This is a genomic window from Streptomyces sp. KR80, assembly GCF_052245555.1.
GTDB lineage: Bacteria > Actinomycetota > Actinomycetes > Streptomycetales > Streptomycetaceae > Streptomyces.
This window is the reverse complement of sequence record NZ_JBQQCD010000034.1, coordinates 24,136-40,838: the sequence shown is the minus strand read 5'-3', so window position 1 is coordinate 40,838 and position 16,703 is coordinate 24,136. Positions and strand designations below refer to the sequence as shown.

Here is a 16,703-nt window from a genome sequence, read left to right as displayed (position 1 = left end):
GTGTGGCCTCCCGGGGAGCCCGGGAGGCCACGCCGTCATGGGCGCGTGGTCATTACCACTTCTTGACGAGCTTCTTCTGGCCGAGGGTCTTGGTGCTGAGGCCCTTGTGGTGGCGGTGCTTCTTGTGCTTGTGGTGGCCGTCGTTGATGCAGACGTTCCCGAAGGCCGGGTCCAGAACGCCGACGAGGTAGATGACCTTGTTGCCGCAGGCGTTGATGGGAATGTGGATGGGAATCTGGACAACGTTGCCCGAGAGAACCCCGGGGGAGTGGGCGGCGAAGCCCTTGGCCTTGGCATCGGCGGCGGCGGCGCCGGCGGAACCGGCGAGCATGGCACCCGCCGCTGCCGTGACGGCGGCGGCCTTGACGATACGCGACATGAAGTCGTCTCCTTCTGCAGAAAGCCTGTCTCCGCCCGGTTTCGGACGGTAACGACATCGTCAACGCATAACGATCTCCGTGGTTACGTGGACTGTGCCGAACCGGTGAAAGTGGCGATAAACGGGCGATCTTCTCGGCGAGCCGCCCCCGCCCGGCGCGGTTAGCGTGAAGGCATGCGACCGCCCCTGCGTACGGAACGCCTTCTCGTGCGTGACTGGGCCGTCTCCGACGCCGAGGCGGCACTCAGGATCTACGGCGCCGAGGAAGTGGCGCACTGGCTGACGCCGGCCATGCACCGGGTCACCGACCTGTCGGCGATGCGGGCCGTCCTCCAGGCGTGGGAGGAGGCGCAGTACAACCTGGTGATCCCGTCGGGCAGATGGGCAATCGAGCGCCAGGAGGACCGCCGGGTGGTCGGCGGTCTGGTGATCCGCATGCTGCCGCCGTACGAGGAGGATCTGGAGATCGGCTGGCAGCTCAGCCCCGACGCGTGGGGGAACGGGTACGCCACCGAAGCCGCGGCCGCCCTGGTCCGCTGGGCTTTCGAGCAGGGCGTGGACGAGCTGTTCGCCGTCGCCCGCCCCGGAAACATCAGGGCCGTGGCGACGGCGCGCAGGGTCGGCATGCAGTGGGTGGGCGAGACGACGAAGTACTACGGCATGCGGCTCGAGGTCTATCGCATCCGCCCCTCCGACCTGCCGTACGCGGTGCGGATGCCCTCGGACGAAGCGCCCGACCGGTCCGCGTGAGTGCGGCGCCCCCGTGTCGGGTCGCATGCGTCGCCGGGCCTCCGCCTCTACGGCGTCTACGGGTCTACGGTGGCGCGTTTCCCGTCGGTCGGGCTATGCGGCGCCCGAGGCGGGGCTGAACGCCTCGCGGAACAGTTCGACGGTACCGGTCGCCTTGAGCAGATTGATCAGTTGGGGGCGGGGGGCGAGCAGCCGGAAGCGGACCCCGGCGTCGATGGCCCACTTGCGCATCCACAGGAGTACGTTCAGCCCGGCGCAGTCGCAGAACGAGACCTCGCCCAGCTGCACACTCAGGCTGTCCAGTGGTTGCTCGAAGCAGCGCGACAGCGCCAGGCGCAGCTGTGGCGCCGTGTCGACGTCCAGGTCGCCGGCCACGGCGACGACGGCCGCCCGGTCGGTGACGCTGCTGCGGATGTCGATAGCCGCCATCGGCACCTCACCTCCGCGGTCGGATCGGTGGGTGATGCTTCAGATCGCCACGTAGGGCTATCGCATTGAGGGCTCACCTATACGGAGAGTGGCACCGGGTGAATCTCGTCGGTCGGATGCCCGGCGCGCTCGTGGACGCGCAGGACTGCCTCCTTGGACGGTCCCTCGGACAGGCAGTAGACCGTGCCCGACTCCGGGTCCGCCCAGGCCCGTTCGAAGTGCACGCCCTCGTCGCGCTCGATCGCCAGGTCGGCCTGGTGGGCCTCCTGCATCTGCTCGGCGGTGATTCCCACCATGTCGTGGTGGACATCCATGAATTTCGCCATCGCTCCCGCACCTCCCGTTGTCGCCTGAGACCGGGTATCGGGATCGCTTCTCCTCCACGCTACGCCCCTGCCCGGGACCTGCGCTTGGCCCGGACGTCCCTGCGCCCGTGCCCCCAGCCAACACAGGGCCCCAGGGAGGCGCCCTGGCGTCACACGGCTGTCGGGCGCACCCTCGAACACATGGGGGACAGCAACCGACCTCAGCAGCCCCGGTGCGGCGAATGCGGCCGCGCGGACGACGGCACCGTCCGCGACCTCGGCCTCCGTATCCCGTACGCCCTGTGCGACTCCTGCTTCCGCGATCTTGTGGCCACGCGCACCCTCGCCGAGCCGCTGCCCCTGTCCCGTGTGCTCGAAGACCTGGCGGACGGCCGGGTCCGCCGGCAGCCCGCCGGCGGTCCGGAGGCGGTCGAAAATCGGGCCGGCTGAGCGGCTGAGGCGTCTGGATCGGCCCTCACGGGGTACCCGAGCCGATCAGTGCCGGCAGGTGCCGCACATGGTTCCGATCCGTCCGTGAGGTATGCGATGACCACGCCCCGCCCCGATCCCGTACCGCCCAGCCCCACGCCACCGCCGGGGCCGGGCCCAGGACCAGGCCCGGGTCCCGGACCGGGCCGGCCCCTTCCCATTCCCGAACCCGATCCGATTCCGCCGATTCCGCCGGGGCCCAACAGGCCGGAGCCGGCGCCCGAGCCGCAGCCCGCCCCGGCCCCGCGCGCATGAGGAGGCTGATGGCATGGACTTGCTCGAGGCGTTCGACCGGGGGCGCGAGGAGTTCGGCCGGAGGGTGCACCGCGTGTCGGCCGACCAGTGGTCGGCCGACACGCCGTGCACCGAGTGGACGGTGCGCGACCTGGTGAACCACGTCACGGGCGAGCATCTCTGGGCGCCCTGGCTGCTGCGCGGCGCGACGCTCACCGAGGTCGGCGACCGCTTCGACGGCGATGTGCTCGGCGATGATCCCGTCGGGGTCTGGGACCGCGCGGAGAAGGAGTCGAGCGCGGCGTTCCACCGTCCGGGCGCGCTCGACCTGGAGGTGCACACCAGCGGCGGTCTCACGGCTGCCACGGATTACGGCTGGCAGATGACCTCCGATCTGGCCGTGCACGCCTGGGATCTGGCCCGAGGCATCGGAGACGACGACACGTTGGCCGAGGACCTGGCCGCGGCGGTCTACGCGTACCTGGAGCCCCGGGCCGACAGCTGGCGGGGCGCGGGCGTCTTCGGCCCGCCGGTGAAGGTGCCCGACTCGGCGCGCGTCCAGGACCGGTTGGTCGCTCTGCTCGGCCGGCAGCCGTAGCCCGGCGAGCCGACGGCCCGATCGGACGACGCGCCAACTCGTCCGCGCCGTCGAGGACTTCCGCTGCACGTGGGGCCTCTGCCGGCGAGCCGTGCCCGCGGCGCCCAACGGACTCCGCCGCGAAAAAATCTCGCTCCGCCTTGAACACTCAACGCTCCACTGTCCGTACATAGCGCCGTCAGAGGCGCACACCCGCGCCGGACGGGAAGCGGACTGCAGGAGTAGGACATGAGGAAGTGGCAGAGCGCCTCGATCGCGGTGACGGCTGCGGCGATCATGCTGACGACGGCATGCGGGGCAGAGCAGAGCGAGTCCCAGTCGACCGGAGTACAGCCGGCCGGCCAGGCCGACACCGCGTACGGTCAGGACCAGGGTGGTTATGGCGGTGACTACGGGGGTGCGGAGCCGCAGGGCAATCCCGCGAAGCCGAAGCCCGCGGGCCAGCTCATGATCAGCGAGAACAAGAAGCTCGGCTCCGTGCTGGCCGACAGCGAGGGCTTCACCCTCTACCGATTCGACAAGGACACGCCGAAGCCGGCGAAGTCCAACTGCGACGGGGACTGCGCGGCGACGTGGCCGCCGGTTCCGGCATCGGACGTCTCGTCGGCCGCCGGGATCGACCCGTCGCTGCTCGGTGAGGTCACCCGGTCCGACGGCACCCAGCAGCTGACGGTCGCCGGCTGGCCGATGTACCGGTACGCCAAGGACACCAAGCCCTGGCAGACCAAGGGAGAGGGCGTGGGCGGCACCTGGTTCGCCTCGGCGCCCGACGGCAAGAAGGCGTCCGCCGACGGCGCCGAGGCCGGCGGCGGGGCCGGCGAGGCCGGCGGGAACGGGAACCTGGCCGGGCTGTCGACGGTGAACGACCCAGTGCTGGGCGAGATCCTCCGGGACGGCAAGGGCCGCACCCTCTACCGGTTCAACAAGGACTCGGCCTGGCCGATGAAGTCCAACTGCACGGGCGCGTGCCTCGACACCTGGAAGCCCGCCAAGCCCGTCAGCAAGAACGACGTCGAGGGCGTCGACCCCAAGCTGGTCAACAAGTTCACGCGTCCCGACGGCACCGAGCAGCTGTCGATCGACTGCTGGCTGCTGTACACGTACACGGGCGACGAGAAGGCCGGAGACACCAACGGGCAGGGCGTCGGCGGCGCCTGGTTCGTGGTCTCGCCGGACGGCAAGAAGATCACGAAGTCCAAGGGCTGACCGCCCTTACCAGCGGTGCCGGAGGGGTCGGCGGCCACGGGCCGTCGGCCCCTCCGGCGTGCTCCCCCAGGGAGGTGCCCCAGGCGCCCACCAGGGGCGGGCCGCATCTTTCGTAAATCAGAGTAAAAAGTGACAGAGTTGCGCTGAGTGGAATGCGGAACCGACGGAATGCCGCCCATGGGCGGTCCTCCGTTCCGGGAGGGCGACATGGTTGAACGGGGTACGACCCCGGCCTCCGCCCCGTTGCCGGACGACTGGCCCCTGGGTGCGGAGACCAACCTTGCCCTGAACAGCATCGGCAGCTTCGACTGGGACCTCGAGAGTGGCCGGCTGCACATGGACGATGCCGCCCTGGAGGTCTTCGACCTGCGACCGGACGAGTACGACCTGGATCCGGTCACGTTGTCCCCCCGGGTGCCGTCCACCGAGGGAGCACGCATCGACTCCATCGTCGCCCGGGCACTGAAGGACGGCAGCACGACGTACGGCGCGTACTTCCGCGTCCGCCGCCGGGACGGCTCCCTGCGCTGGACCTACACCCAGGGCCGCGTTCTGCGCGACCCCGACGGCCGCCCGCACCGTGTCATCGGCATCATCCGGGACGCCACCGAGGAACTCACTCACTCGGCGGAGCGCATGGTGCTGGACGAGGAACGCCGACTCCAGACCAGCGTGGTCGAGGAGACCGCCGCGGCGCTGGCCCACGCGATCACCGTGCAGGACGTCATCGAGGTGCTCGGCGACAGCCACGGCATGGGCCGGATCGGCGCCGTCAGCCTGATGATGGGCCTGCTGGAGAACGGCCGGATACACATCGTCGCCGAGGGACAGGCGGGCAGCTGGGTGCCCCAGCTCGAGTACACCCGGGTGGACGAGGAATTCCCGATGAGCGAGGTGGTCCGCACCCTCGCCCCGCGCCTGATCACCTCGCCCCGGGAGTTCGCAGACCGCTATCCCCGGCTGTGGCCGCACATCGAGCCGCTGAACGTCTCCGCCGCCGCCTATCTGCCGCTCATCGCGCAGGCCAGGCCGCTCGGGGCGATCGGGCTCCTCTACCGGGACAAGCACGAGTTCAGCCCCGAGGAGCGCAATGTGCTGATCGCGCTGAGCAGCAGCATCGCCCAGAGCCTGCAGCGCGCCATGCTCTTCGATCAGGAGCACGACATCGCCGAGGGCCTCCAGACGGCCATGCTGCCGCGCACCATCGCCACCTTCCCCGGCACCCAGATCGCCGTGCGCTACCGCTCCACGCGCTTCGGCCGGGACATCGGCGGCGACTGGTACGACGTGATCCCGGTGCCCGGAGGCCGGGTCGGTGCGGTCATCGGGGATGTCCAGGGCCACGACACGCACGCCGCCGCCGTCATGGGCCAGCTGCGCATCGCCCTGCGCGCGTACGCCTCCGAGGGCCACTCACCGGTCACCGTCATGGCCCGGGCCTCGGTCTTCCTGCACGAGCTGGACACCGACCGCTTCGCCACCTGCTCGTACGCCGAGTTCGACCCCGCCGACGGGGCGGTGCAAATCGTCCGGGCCGGGCACATCGACCCCCTCGTGCGGTATCCGGACGGCGGCTGCCGCCCGCTGCCGGTGGCGGGAGGGCTGCCGCTGGGCCTCTCCGCGGTCTTCGGGCGCACCGAGTATCCCGTCACCCGGTTCGCCCTCGCCCCGGGGGAGACGCTGCTGCTGTTCACGGACGGGCTGGTCGAGCAGCCGGGCAAGGACCTGGACGACGGGATGGGACTGCTGACCCAGGCGGTGTACGAGGGTCCGCACGAGGTCGAGCAGCTCGCCGACCACCTGGAGGCGGTGATGGGGGAGCGGACCGGGGGCGACGACATGGCGATGCTCCTCCTGCACCGGGAGGGCGTCGCTCTGCCCGAGATAGGCCGCCGGGTCCACCAGCACATCGGACCCGCCGACCCCGAGGCCCTCACCCTCGCCCGGCACATGATCAGTGAGGCCGTACGGACCTGGGGTGCCGCCGCCCGGGCCGACGACGTCGAACTGGTGGCCGACGAGCTGATCACCAACGCGCTGCTGCACACCGACGACGGAGCCGTGGTCACCGTGCACATGCTCGCGGGACCCGAGCGGCGGCTGCGGGTCGAGGTGCAGGACAGATCCAGCACCTGGCCGCGGCGCCGTGAGCCGGGCGAGATGGGGGTGTCGGGGCGCGGGCTGCTGCTGGTGGACCGGTTGGCGGACGTGTGGGGCGTGGAGTCGCGGGGGACCGGCAAGAGCGTGTGGAGCGAGTTCATCCCTCGGCACTGGGGTGGTGACTGACCGCGGGGCCTCGATACCGGGTGAGCGGTCTGCTCCGGCGAGTGATCGGTAGGCTGCACCGTCCGTCGTCCATCGGATGCCCTTCGTGCCCCTCGTGCCCAACGGAAAGGCCGGCGACATGCACCGTTCTCGAAGCCGCCTGCGCTCCGGTCCTGCGGTGACGCGCCGAGCCCGGGTCGGTCTTGCGGAGGAGCTGCGCCGGCTGGACGGGGCCCCGTACGGCCGTTACCGATCCCTCGTCGGCGCATGGCGGATGCCCGGCTTCACCCTCGAGGTGGTGCGCGGTCAGGCCGACCCCTTCGCCCCGCCCGCACGGGTCGCCGTCCACGTGTCCGCCGAACACGCGGGGTTTCCGGGGGAGTTGTGGAACACCCCGGTGCGCCGTCGCGCCCTGGCCGGATACCTGGCCCGGCAGGCTGCGCGGGTCGCCCGCCGCAGCGCGGTCCAGGTGGACTGCGGCGGGCAGGAGGTGCTCGACCGGAGCTCCTGCCGGATCGGCGACGGGCGTGCGGCGGAGGACGAGCCGGGAGCGGTGACGGTCCGTACGGGCGTCGAACTGCCCGGGCGGGGACGGCGGATCGACGGTCCTGCGGCTGCGGACGCCCTCTGCCGTCTGCTGCCCGAGATGGTGGAACGCGCCCTGGTCTACGAGGCGCTGGACGCGGTCGAGGTCCGACACTTTGTCGACACCGTCGAGGACGCCGACGCGCTGCGGCGGTCGCTTCAGCCGCGCGGCCTGGTCGCCTTCGTCGCCGACGGCGCGGTGCTGCCGCGCCGCAGCGGGGTGGACGACCGGCCGTTGACCGGGCCCGGCGTCGTGCCCTTCGCCGCCCCCGACGCGTTCCGTGTGACGGTGGACCTGCCCCATGCGGGACGGGTGACGGGGATGGGTGTGCCCGAGGGGATCACCCTGATCGTCGGCGGTGGCTTCCACGGCAAGTCCACTCTGCTGCGGGCTCTGGAAGCGGGGGTCCGGGATCATGTGCCGGGCGACGGGCGGGAGTTGGTGGTCGCCCGGGCCGACACCGTCACGATCCGCGCCGAGGACGGTCGCCGGGTCGAGCGGGCCGACGTCCATGCGTTCGTCGGCCACCTGCCGAGCGGCGCCGGCACCGACGACTTCTCGACCGACAACGCCTCGGGCTCCACCTCACAGGCCGCGTCCCTGGTGGAAGCCGTCGAGGCGGGCGCGCGGACCCTGCTCATCGACGAGGACACCGCCGCCACGAACCTGATGATCCGTGATGCGCGGATGCAGGCGCTGGTGGCCAAGGACCGTGAGCCCCTCACACCCTTCGTCGACCTGGTCCGCTCCCTGCACCGCGACCGCGGGGTGTCCACGATCCTCGTCATGGGAGGCTCCGGGGACTACATCGACGTCGCCGACCAGGTGTTGATGATGGACGCCTACCGGCCGTACGACGTCACCGCGCGGGCGCGCGAGCTGGCGCGCATCCCGACCGGGAGGCAGGCGGAGGCGGACGTCTTTCCGGCCGTCACCCACCGGCGCCCCGACCCCTCCTCCGTCGACTCCATGGTGCGCGGCCGCCCTCGCATCCGGGCCCGGGGCACCGATGGGCTGGCCTTCGGGGAGGAGTACGTGGACCTGCGGGCGGTGGAGCAGGTCGTCGACCCGGGGTATGTCACGGGTATCGGGTTCGCCATGGAACTGCTGGTCCGCCGCGGCCACCTGGACGGGAGGCGGACGCTCGCCGAGGCGCTGGACCTGCTGGACCGCGACCTGGCGGGCGGAGCGGAGCAGCTCCTGGCGGTGTACGACGACGACTGCGCGGTGCCGCGCCGCTTCGAGGTCGCGGCGGCCCTCAACCGGCTCCGGAGCCTGCGGATGAACCGCTGACCAACCCGCTGACCCTGCGCGGCGGCCGTCACGGCCCGCCGCGCCGACGTCAGATCTTGCGGTACGCCCGCGAGTCGTCCGTGGCCGAGAGCACCACGCTCAGCTCCGAGCCGGCCGAAGCCGCCACCAGCGCCGCCACCGCGCCTTCCAGGAAAGGGGCGTCCGCGATCCGCACGCTGTCCGGCAGGCCCGTGGGACCGGTCTCGGCCAGCAGTGCCTTCACCGTGAGCACCGCACTGCCCATGTCGCAGAGCACGACGACGCCGCGGCCCGCGTCCACGTTCTTGACCGCGGCTCGGATCAGGGCGGCACTGGTGCCGATGCCGCCGCCCTCGACGCCGCCCGCGGTGGCGACCGGCGCCGGGTCGCCCGTACCGACCAGGGCCTTGGCGAGATCGGCCGTGGCTTCGGCCACTGCGGCACTGTGCGCCACCAGGACCACGCCGACCCGCGGGCCGGCCTCGGTGCCTCCCGCGGACCGCGCCTCGTCCTGCGGGTCCGCGGCCGCCGCTTGTGAGGTGGCGTCCGGCGCCGGGGACGCCTCGTCGGTGCCCGAGGCCGCCGGCGCCGTGGTTCCGGTCGGTGCCGCGATCTCGGTTCCGGACCCGGTCACCCGGCCCGGCTCCTCGTCCCGCTCCTCATCCAGCGCCTCGTACAGCGCGGTGATCAGCATCGCCGACGAGGCCGCGCCCGGATCCTTGTGTCCGATGCTCCGCTCGCCCAGGTAGCTGGCCCGGCCGCGGCGGGCCAGCATCGGAATGGTCTCCTCGGCGCCTTGGTCCGCGGCCCGCGCGGCTGCGGCGAGCGCCTCGCCGACGGCTGCCCCGGTCTGGAGCGCCGCGGAGTACGCCTCGGCGGCGGGCGCGAGCGCGTCGACCATGGTCTTGTCCCCGGGCCCGGAGTCGCCCAGCCTCCGTACGCCCGTCACGGCCGCCGCGAGCGCCTCGCCGAGGGCCTGGGGGGTCACGGACTCCTCGTCCCCCATGGCACGGCCGGCCCGCCGTAGCACCGTGCCGTAGAGGGGGCCCGACGCACCGCCGACCGTGCTGGTGAGGTGGGTGCCGAAGGCCTTCAGCAGGGCACCCGGCGTGGCCGACGGCTGGGCGGTGACGAACGCGGAGGCCGAGGTGAAGCCGCGCCTGAGGTTGATGCCGTGGTCCGCGTCCCCGATAGCGGAGTCGAGCTCCGTGAGGTAGTCGGCCTCCTGGGTGATCACGCGGGTGGCACGGTCGAGCCAGCGGCGGAAGAACGCGGTGTCGAGGGCGGCGGCGGGGCCCGCGGGCACGGTCATGGGCTTTCGACTCCTCGGTTCGCGACGGGTGAGGGCGTACGACCTGCGCCGAGCACGGGCCGTCCGCCACCAGTCTCCTCCCCGCACCCCTGGTCGCGCCCCGGTGGGGGAATGACGGAGTGCCGTTTCTCGCCGCCGAGGGCGCGAGGACGGGAAACGGGAAGGGGCGGGGACAGGTGCACCGCACCCGTCCCCGCCCTGTGAAACCGGACGACTGGCTGGACGATCTAGTTGAACGCCTTGATCAGCTCGCCGTCGGCGGTGTCACCGCTGAGCTCCCAGAAGAAGCTGCCGCCCAGCTTCTCCTTGTTCTTGTACGCCATCTTGCCCTTGATGGTGTTCGGCGTGTCATAGCTCCACCACTGGCTGCCGCAGTGCGCGAACGCCGTGCCCCCGACCTCGCCGTTGGCCGGGCACTTGCCCTTCAGCTCCTTGTAGTCCTCGATGCCCGCCTCGTACTTGCCGGGCGCCGGCCCGGTGGCCTTGCCGCCGGGCTCCTTCTCCGTGACACCGGTCCAGCCGCGGCCGTAGAAGCCGATGCCCAGCAGCAGCTTCTCCGACGGAACGCCCATCGCCTTGAGCTTCTTGATCGCCGCGTCGGAGGTGAAGCCCTCCTTCGGCAGACCCTTGTAGGAGGTGAGCGGCGAGTGCGGGGCGGTCGGGCCCTCCTTGTCCCAGGCACCGAAGAAGTCGTACGTCATCACGTTGTACCAGTCGACGTACTGGCCGGCGCCCTTGTAGTCCGCCTTGTCGAGCTTGCCACCGGAGGAGGCGTCGGCGGTGATGGCCGCGGTGACCAGGTCCTTGCCGAACTTCTTCCGGAGCGCCCCCATCATGTTCGTGAAGGCCTCCTTCCCGCTGGTGTCGCAGGTCAGGCCGCAAGCGTTGGGGTACTCCCAGTCGATGTCGATGCCGTCGAAGACATCGGCCCAGCGGGGGTCCTCGACGAGCTTGTGGCAGGACTCGGCGAACGCCTCGGGGTTCTTGGCGGCCTCGGGGAAGCCCTTGGACCAGGTCCAGCCGCCGAAGGACCAGAGAACCTTGAGGTTCGGGTTCATCTTCTTCAGCTTGCGCAGCTGGTTGAAGTTGCCGCGGATCGGCTGGTCCCAGGTGTCGGCCTTGCCGTCCACGCTCTGCTCGGCGGTGTAGGCCTTCTCGTACGCGGGGAAGGCTTCACCGACCGTGCACTTGCCGCCCTCGACATTGCCGAACGCGTAGTTGATGTGCGTCAGCTTGTCGGCGGAGCCGGACGTCTTGATGTTCTTGACGTGGTAATTGCGGTCGTAGACACCCCATTCGGTGAAGTAGCCGAGCACCGTTTTACCGGCCTTGGGCTTCTTGGGGGCGTCCTCGCCTGCCGTGGCGTAGCCCGCCAGCAGCGTCGCGGCGAGTGCCGTGGAAGACGCCGCGGCGACCACCGCGATGACCACCCGGGGCCTGCGAAGCCGGTGGGATCCGCTCATGTGGGGAATCTCCTCGATGTGGGGGAGTGGAAGCCCATCACGCGTCCAGCGTTCTTGGCATGGACGCGGTGAGCGCTCGAGCGGCAACCGTAGAAGGACTAGACCAGTGCGTCAATGGTTCGGACCAACCTTCTTGCCCGCTCCCCGCACGGGGGCCCGTGACGGACAGTCGGCGGATCCGGCATACTCAACGCGCCAGAGTCGCAGGTCAGCCCGTTCCGTGACCCGGAGAGGCACCATCGACTTCAGCACCATCGTCCGGCGCCGCCGCCCCACCCCGGCTTGCGGCCGCCGCAGCGCCCGACAGGGAGGAGAGCGACGCCATGCCCGACCGCGCCCCGCAGCCGGTGGAACGTCAACTGCCCACCGAGGAGGCCCGGGACCTGCTCGCGCTCGTCCGCGAGCTCGTCCAGCGGGAGATCGCTCCGAACGCGGCCGAGGAGGAGGACGCGGGCCACTTCCCCCGCGGCACCTTCTCCCTCCTCTCGCAGGCCGGCCTTCTCGGCCTGCCGTACGAGGAGGAGTACGGCGGCGGTGGCCAGCCGTACGAGGTGTACCTCCAGGTCCTCGAAGAGCTCGCCGCGGGCCGCCTCACCGTAGGCCTCGGCGTCAGCGTCCACACGCTCGCCTGTCACGCCCTCTCCGCCTACGGCACCAAGGAGCAGCGCACCGAACACCTGCCGGCCATGCTCGGCGGCGGTCTGCTCGGCGCGTACTGCCTCTCCGAGCCCGCCTCCGGCTCCGACGCCGCCTCCCTGCGCACCCGCGCGGTGCGCGACGGCGACACCTGGACGATCACCGGAACCAAGGCGTGGATCACCCACGGCGGTATCGCCGACTTCTACACCGTGCTGGCGCGGACCAGGGACGAGGGCGCCCGGGGCATCACCGCGTTCCTCGTTCCGGGTGATGCCCCGGGGCTGTCCGCCGCGGCTCCCGAGCGCAAGATGGGCCTGAAGGGATCGCCGACCTCGCAGCTCCACTTCGACGGGGTCACGGTCTCCGACGCGCGCCGCCTCGGCGACGAGGGCCTGGGGTTCACTATCGCCCTCGACGCCCTCGACTCCGGCCGCCTCGGCATCGCCGCCTGCGCGATCGGCGTGGCCCAGGCCGCGCTCGACGAGGCGCTGGAGTACGCGGCGCAGCGGCGGCAGTTCGGGCGGCCCATCGCGGACTTCCAGGGGCTGCGCTTCATGCTCGCCGACATGGCGACCCAGATCGAGGCGGGCCGCGCCCTCTACCTGGTGGCCGCTCGGCTGCGCGATGCGGGCAAGCAGTTCTCCAAGGAGGCGGCGATGGCCAAACTCTTCTGCACGGACGCTGCGATGCGGGTGACGACGGACGCGGTCCAACTCCTCGGCGGCTACGGCTACACCGCGGATTTCCCGGTCGAGCGTTATATGCGGGAGGCGAAGGTCCTCCAGATCGTCGAGGGCACGAACCAGATCCAGCGGATGGTCGTGGCCCGGCACTTGGCGGGCCCGGAGAGCCGCTAGCGGTCCTCCGCGGGTGCGTGTTGCTGCCGCCGTGCGTTGTGGGTCGGGGGCGCCCCCGACCCACCCACCCACGGCGGCCCCTCCGGCACCCGCCGTCAGGCGCTCGGCTCGGTGGCCGGGGTTGCCTCCGGGGCCTTGGGAGTAGGCTTCGGGCCGCGGCCCGGGCCGTGGTTGAAGAGCAGGTTCAGGGCGATCGCTGTCAGACAGCCCGCGCTGATGCCGCTGTCCATGACCGTCTGGAACCAGTCGGGGAACTTCGCGTAGATCTCCGGCACACCCACCGGCAGGAGCCCGACCGCGACCGACACCGCGACGACCGTCAGGTTGTGGTTGCCGCGGAAGTCCACCGTGGACAGCGTCCGCAGGCCGCTCGCCGCCACCGTCCCGAACATGACCAGGCCCGCACCGCCGAGCACCGGCGCCGGAATCGCCGCGACCACCGCACCCAGCTTCGGCAGCAGTCCCAGCAGCACGAGGATGCCGCCAGAGGCCACGACCACCCAGCGGCTGCGCACCCGGCTCATCCCGATCAGGCCGACGTTCTGGGCGTAAGCCGTGTACGGGAAGGTGTTGAAGACGCCACCCAGCATCGTCGAGAGCCCATCGGCCCGCAGCCCGTCCGCCAGCCGCCGCGGCTCGATCGTACGGTCCGTCATCTCCCCGACGGCGATGAAGTCGCCCGTCGTCTCGGTCATGATGACGAGAGCGACCACGAGCATCGACACGATCGCCGCACCTTCGAACGCCGGTGCGCCGAAGTGGAACGGCGTGCTGACGCCCAGCCAGCCCGCCTCGCCGACGCCATGGAAGTCGGTGTAGCCGAGGGGAACCGCCACTGCCGTCCCCGCGACGATCCCGACCAGCACCGCGACCCGCCCGACGAAGCCCGGCGCGAAGCGCTGCACCGCGAGTACGGCCACCAGCACCCCGGCCGCGAGAGCGAGGTTCTTCGGCGCACCGAAGTCCGGCGAACCGACCCCGCCCGCTGCCCAGTTGCCCGCCACCGGCAGCAGCGAAAGGCCGATGATCAGGATCACCGTGCCTGTCACGAGTGGCGGGAAGAACCGCAGCAGCCGTCCGAAGACGGGAGCGAGCAGGATCATCGCGAGACCGGAGACGATGACCGCCCCGTAGATCGCGGTCAGCCCGCCGCCCTCGGTGCCGATCAGCACCATCGGCGACACCGCGGCGAAGGTGCAGCCCTGCATGATCGGCAGCCGTACGCCGAACCGCCACCAGCCGGCGCACTGCAGAATCGTGGCGATCCCGCAGAGCAGCAGATCCGCGTTGATCAGATAGGCCAGATCGGCGGGCGGCAGCTTCATGGCACCGCCCACGATCAGCGGCACGGCCACCGCGCCCGCGTACATGGCCAGCACGTGCTGCAGCCCGAACGCGCCGAGCTGGGCGGCCGGCGGGACCTCGTCCACGGGATGCCCCGATCCGGGGGGCAGGGAGCGGCGTACGGCTGTCGACATGAAGACTCCTTGACACGAGCGGGCGCGGGGGGCGGGGCGAGCGCGTGTCCTGGTAGATAACTTGAACAGTTTGTTGATTTCAAGACCGGTGCGGCGATGTTCTCCGGCCGCACGATCCTTCGGGCGCCACCGAGCGACGCCCGCTTGTCGGCTCCCGGCCGTCAGCTGTTCCAACTCCGGGCGCCCGTGGGCCACTTCCTTCACACCCGGCTGTTCGAGAGTCTGGGGTGACTGCCTTAGGCCGAGCGTCGAATGCCGACCCATCGACTTGCCGACTTGCCGACCGCCACGCCCCGGAACTCGGAACCCGGGACTCGGGACCCTGGAGACGCCATGCCCGTATCCCCGCTCAGCCGCCGCCACAGCATGCGTGCAGCGGCCGCCGCGGCTCTGGCGCTGCCGTTCGCCCAGCAGGCCGCACCATCCGCGCAGGCCGCCGAGACCGAGGAGCGGGCGCCCACCGCCGCCGGACCGCTGCGCACCATGACCTTCAACCTGCGCTACGCCAGCGAGACCTCACCCAACTCCTGGGCCGAACGCCGGCCCGTGATGCGGGAGTTGCTGCGCCGAGAGAAGCCGCATGTGATCGGTACCCAGGAGGGCCTGTATCAGCAGCTGCGCGACATCGAGGCCGACCTCGGCCCGCGCTACGACTGGATCGGCACCGGTCGGGAGGGAGGCAGCCGGAGTGAGTTCATGGCGGTCTTCTACGACGTGGCTCGACTCGTCCCGCTCGAGTACGACCACTTCTGGCTGTCCGACACCCCGTACGTGATCGGCTCCAACACCTGGGGCGCCGCCATCACGCGGATGGTCACCTGGGTGCGCTTCCAGGACCGGCACACGGGTGGCCGCTGCTATCTCCTCAACACCCACCTCGACCATGTCTCCCAGCACGCCCGGGAGCGGTCCGCCTCGCTGATCGCGGAGCGCCTGGGCAGCCTCGACCCGGCACTGCCCCGGATCGTCACCGGCGACTTCAACGTCGCCGCGGGCAGGAACCGGGTCTACGACATCCTGGTCGGCGACGGCGCGCTCGTGGACACCTGGGAGACGGCTGAGCGGCGCAGTGCCCAGTACGCGACCTTTCACGGCTACCGGCCGCTGGTTCCGGACGGGGACCGGATCGACTGGATTCTCACCTCGCCGACCGTCCGGACGCCCTACGCCGCCATCAACACCTTTTCCCGGAACGGTCAGTTCCCCAGCGATCACCTTCCCGTCCAGGCGGTCCTGGAGCTCTGACCTGCCGACGAGGGGATGGGTCGCGCCCAGCTGGAGCGACGCCCGTATGACGTCCGGATGACCCCCGGATAGAAGTGATCAGGCGGCGTGGCGGCGCGCCCGCGGCATCCGGATCGGCCGCGATCCCGGACCTCCCACGTGCGAGAACGGCTGCCTGCGCCAGTCCAGGCCCTCCGGCAGGGTCAGCAGCAGCGCCGCGTCCTGCTCCTGAGCGTCGCGGGTGGCGTCGGCGGGCGTCGTCTCGGCGACCGTGCGGCCCGTGCCCAGGCAGACGGTGAGGCCGAACGGATTCCACGGTGAACGGATCTCCGCGTGCTCGGGCAGTACGTCCTCGTCCGCCAGCAGCGCGATCGGGCGCGTGCAGTCCGGGCAGATCACCCGGAACATCTCGTAGGTTTCGTCGGTGCCGTCCTCGTGGTTCTGGTCCGTCCCCTCGACGCCTTGCGGCTCGAGATCCGGGTCGGCAGGGGCGGGCTTGGTGCGATCGCTGCGACTGACGCGATTCAGGCTTCGCATGGATTTTCTCCCCCTCGGGTGGGCCGACAAGGCGCTGCGGCCTCGACCACAGCAAGCATTTCCCTGACCGTCCGCCAGGTAATCGCCCCGCATCGGTGGACAGCGCACGAGACGTGTGGCGTTCGTCACATGCCGCCCGCAGGTGCCCGTCCCGGCCAGGGCGCCCGGCTGTGCCTGTTCGCCCCCGGCGCAGTAGGTTGATCCGCTGTGGAGGAACTGGACCGGCACATCGTGGAACTGCTCGTCAAGGACGGGCGCATGAGCTATACCGACCTGGGCAAGGCAACCGGCCTGTCCACCTCGGCGGTGCATCAGCGCGTCCGCCGCCTGGAGCAGCGGGGCGTCATCCGCGGCTATGCGGCCGTCGTCGACCCGGAAGCCGTCGGCCTGCCGCTCACCGCCTTCATCTCGGTGAAGCCCTTCGACCCGAGCGCCCCCGACGACATCGCCGACCGGCTCGCCGACATCGCGGAGATCGAGGCGTGCCACAGCGTCGCGGGCGAGGAGAACTACATCCTCAAGGTGCGCGTCGCCACCCCGCTGGAGCTGGAGCATCTGCTGAGCCGGATCCGGTCCCAGTCCGGCGTGTCCACGCGTACGACGGTCGTGCTCTCCACCCCGTACGAGGCGCGCCCGCCCAGGATCTGACCCCTGGGCGGCGACCGTCCGGGCGCCGGGGA

The 16,703-nt window shown here is 71.0% G+C and carries 16 protein-coding genes and 1 pseudogene; 9 read left to right on the top strand and 8 right to left on the bottom strand.

From position 1 onward, the window contains the following. Nucleotides 1-52: 52 nt before the first annotated feature. Entirely contained in the window at nucleotides 53-379 is a 327-nt protein-coding gene (locus ACTWQI_RS28890; protein WP_443274908.1) for a chaplin, read from the bottom strand. A gap of 174 nt (nucleotides 380-553) precedes the next feature. Here ACTWQI_RS28890 and ACTWQI_RS28885 point away from each other — a divergent pair, with 174 nt between their 5' ends. Further along, nucleotides 554-1,129, top strand: a complete 576-nt coding sequence (locus ACTWQI_RS28885) for a GNAT family N-acetyltransferase (protein ID WP_443274906.1) — start codon at nucleotides 554-556, stop codon at nucleotides 1,127-1,129. A gap of 93 nt (nucleotides 1,130-1,222) precedes the next feature. On the opposite strand, the gene ACTWQI_RS28880 is transcribed toward ACTWQI_RS28885, so the two are convergent. Together ACTWQI_RS28880 and ACTWQI_RS28875 are read right to left on the bottom strand one after the other, a co-directional pair. After that, a complete protein-coding gene (locus ACTWQI_RS28880; RefSeq protein WP_443274904.1) occupies nucleotides 1,223-1,558 on the bottom strand; it encodes an STAS domain-containing protein in 336 nt (111 codons plus the stop codon). A 77-nt stretch (nucleotides 1,559-1,635) separates the two neighbouring features. Next, nucleotides 1,636-1,884, bottom strand: a complete 249-nt coding sequence (locus tag ACTWQI_RS28875; RefSeq protein WP_443274902.1) for an SCO4226 family nickel-binding protein — start codon at nucleotides 1,882-1,884, stop codon at nucleotides 1,636-1,638. A 180-nt stretch (nucleotides 1,885-2,064) separates the two neighbouring features. Between ACTWQI_RS28875 and ACTWQI_RS28870 the strand changes: the two genes are divergently transcribed. From ACTWQI_RS28870 to ACTWQI_RS28850, 5 genes are all read left to right on the top strand, one after another. Continuing rightward, nucleotides 2,065-2,313: a hypothetical protein gene (locus tag ACTWQI_RS28870; RefSeq protein ID WP_443274900.1), complete on the top strand. Its 249-nt coding sequence runs from the start codon at nucleotides 2,065-2,067 to the stop codon at nucleotides 2,311-2,313. A 307-nt stretch (nucleotides 2,314-2,620) separates the two neighbouring features. Next, the gene (locus ACTWQI_RS28865; protein WP_443274899.1) at nucleotides 2,621-3,184 is read left to right on the top strand and encodes a TIGR03086 family metal-binding protein; all 564 of its coding nucleotides are present in this window, start codon (nucleotides 2,621-2,623) and stop codon (nucleotides 3,182-3,184) included. Nucleotides 3,185-3,412: 228 nt separating this feature from the next. Continuing rightward, on the top strand, nucleotides 3,413-4,390 hold the full coding sequence (locus tag ACTWQI_RS28860) for an SCO0930 family lipoprotein (RefSeq protein WP_443274897.1): 978 nt from the start codon (nucleotides 3,413-3,415) through the stop codon (nucleotides 4,388-4,390). A gap of 207 nt (nucleotides 4,391-4,597) precedes the next feature. Continuing rightward, nucleotides 4,598-6,676, top strand: coding sequence for a SpoIIE family protein phosphatase (locus ACTWQI_RS28855; protein WP_443274895.1), 2,079 nt, complete (start codon nucleotides 4,598-4,600; stop codon nucleotides 6,674-6,676). 157 nt (nucleotides 6,677-6,833) lie between these two features. Then, on the top strand, nucleotides 6,834-8,534 hold the full coding sequence (locus tag ACTWQI_RS28850) for an ABC-ATPase domain-containing protein (RefSeq protein WP_443274893.1): 1,701 nt from the start codon (nucleotides 6,834-6,836) through the stop codon (nucleotides 8,532-8,534). A gap of 49 nt (nucleotides 8,535-8,583) precedes the next feature. Here ACTWQI_RS28850 and ACTWQI_RS28845 read toward each other — a convergent pair whose 3' ends face one another. The 3 genes and pseudogenes from ACTWQI_RS28845 to ACTWQI_RS28835 form a co-directional block, all read right to left on the bottom strand. Next, the gene (locus tag ACTWQI_RS28845) at nucleotides 8,584-8,967 is read right to left on the bottom strand and encodes a PTS-dependent dihydroxyacetone kinase phosphotransferase subunit DhaM (protein WP_443274914.1); all 384 of its coding nucleotides are present in this window, start codon (nucleotides 8,965-8,967) and stop codon (nucleotides 8,584-8,586) included. A gap of 204 nt (nucleotides 8,968-9,171) precedes the next feature. After that, a pseudogene (dhaL, locus tag ACTWQI_RS28840) lies at nucleotides 9,172-9,825 on the bottom strand (dihydroxyacetone kinase subunit DhaL); the annotation flags it as partial. 227 nt (nucleotides 9,826-10,052) lie between these two features. Further along, nucleotides 10,053-11,288, bottom strand: a complete 1,236-nt coding sequence (locus tag ACTWQI_RS28835; RefSeq protein ID WP_443274891.1) for a glycoside hydrolase family 18 protein — start codon at nucleotides 11,286-11,288, stop codon at nucleotides 10,053-10,055. Between the two features lie 323 nt (nucleotides 11,289-11,611). On the opposite strand from ACTWQI_RS28835, the gene ACTWQI_RS28830 reads away from it, so the two are divergent. Next, nucleotides 11,612-12,784 carry an acyl-CoA dehydrogenase family protein gene (locus tag ACTWQI_RS28830; protein WP_443274889.1) on the top strand — a complete coding sequence of 391 codons (1,173 nt, stop codon included), beginning with the start codon at nucleotides 11,612-11,614 and terminating at the stop codon, nucleotides 12,782-12,784. A 95-nt stretch (nucleotides 12,785-12,879) separates the two neighbouring features. On the opposite strand, the gene ACTWQI_RS28825 is transcribed toward ACTWQI_RS28830, so the two are convergent. Continuing rightward, the gene (locus ACTWQI_RS28825; protein WP_443274888.1) at nucleotides 12,880-14,262 is read right to left on the bottom strand and encodes a nucleobase:cation symporter-2 family protein; all 1,383 of its coding nucleotides are present in this window, start codon (nucleotides 14,260-14,262) and stop codon (nucleotides 12,880-12,882) included. Between the two features lie 333 nt (nucleotides 14,263-14,595). On the opposite strand from ACTWQI_RS28825, the gene ACTWQI_RS28820 reads away from it, so the two are divergent. Continuing rightward, nucleotides 14,596-15,507 carry an endonuclease/exonuclease/phosphatase family protein gene (locus tag ACTWQI_RS28820; protein WP_443274886.1) on the top strand — a complete coding sequence of 304 codons (912 nt, stop codon included), beginning with the start codon at nucleotides 14,596-14,598 and terminating at the stop codon, nucleotides 15,505-15,507. A gap of 78 nt (nucleotides 15,508-15,585) precedes the next feature. On the opposite strand, the gene ACTWQI_RS28815 is transcribed toward ACTWQI_RS28820, so the two are convergent. After that, a complete protein-coding gene (locus ACTWQI_RS28815) occupies nucleotides 15,586-16,023 on the bottom strand; it encodes a hypothetical protein (RefSeq protein ID WP_443274884.1) in 438 nt (145 codons plus the stop codon). 207 nt (nucleotides 16,024-16,230) lie between these two features. On the opposite strand from ACTWQI_RS28815, the gene ACTWQI_RS28810 reads away from it, so the two are divergent. After that, a complete protein-coding gene (locus ACTWQI_RS28810; protein ID WP_443274882.1) occupies nucleotides 16,231-16,671 on the top strand; it encodes an Lrp/AsnC family transcriptional regulator in 441 nt (146 codons plus the stop codon). Nucleotides 16,672-16,703: the final 32 nt, after the last annotated feature.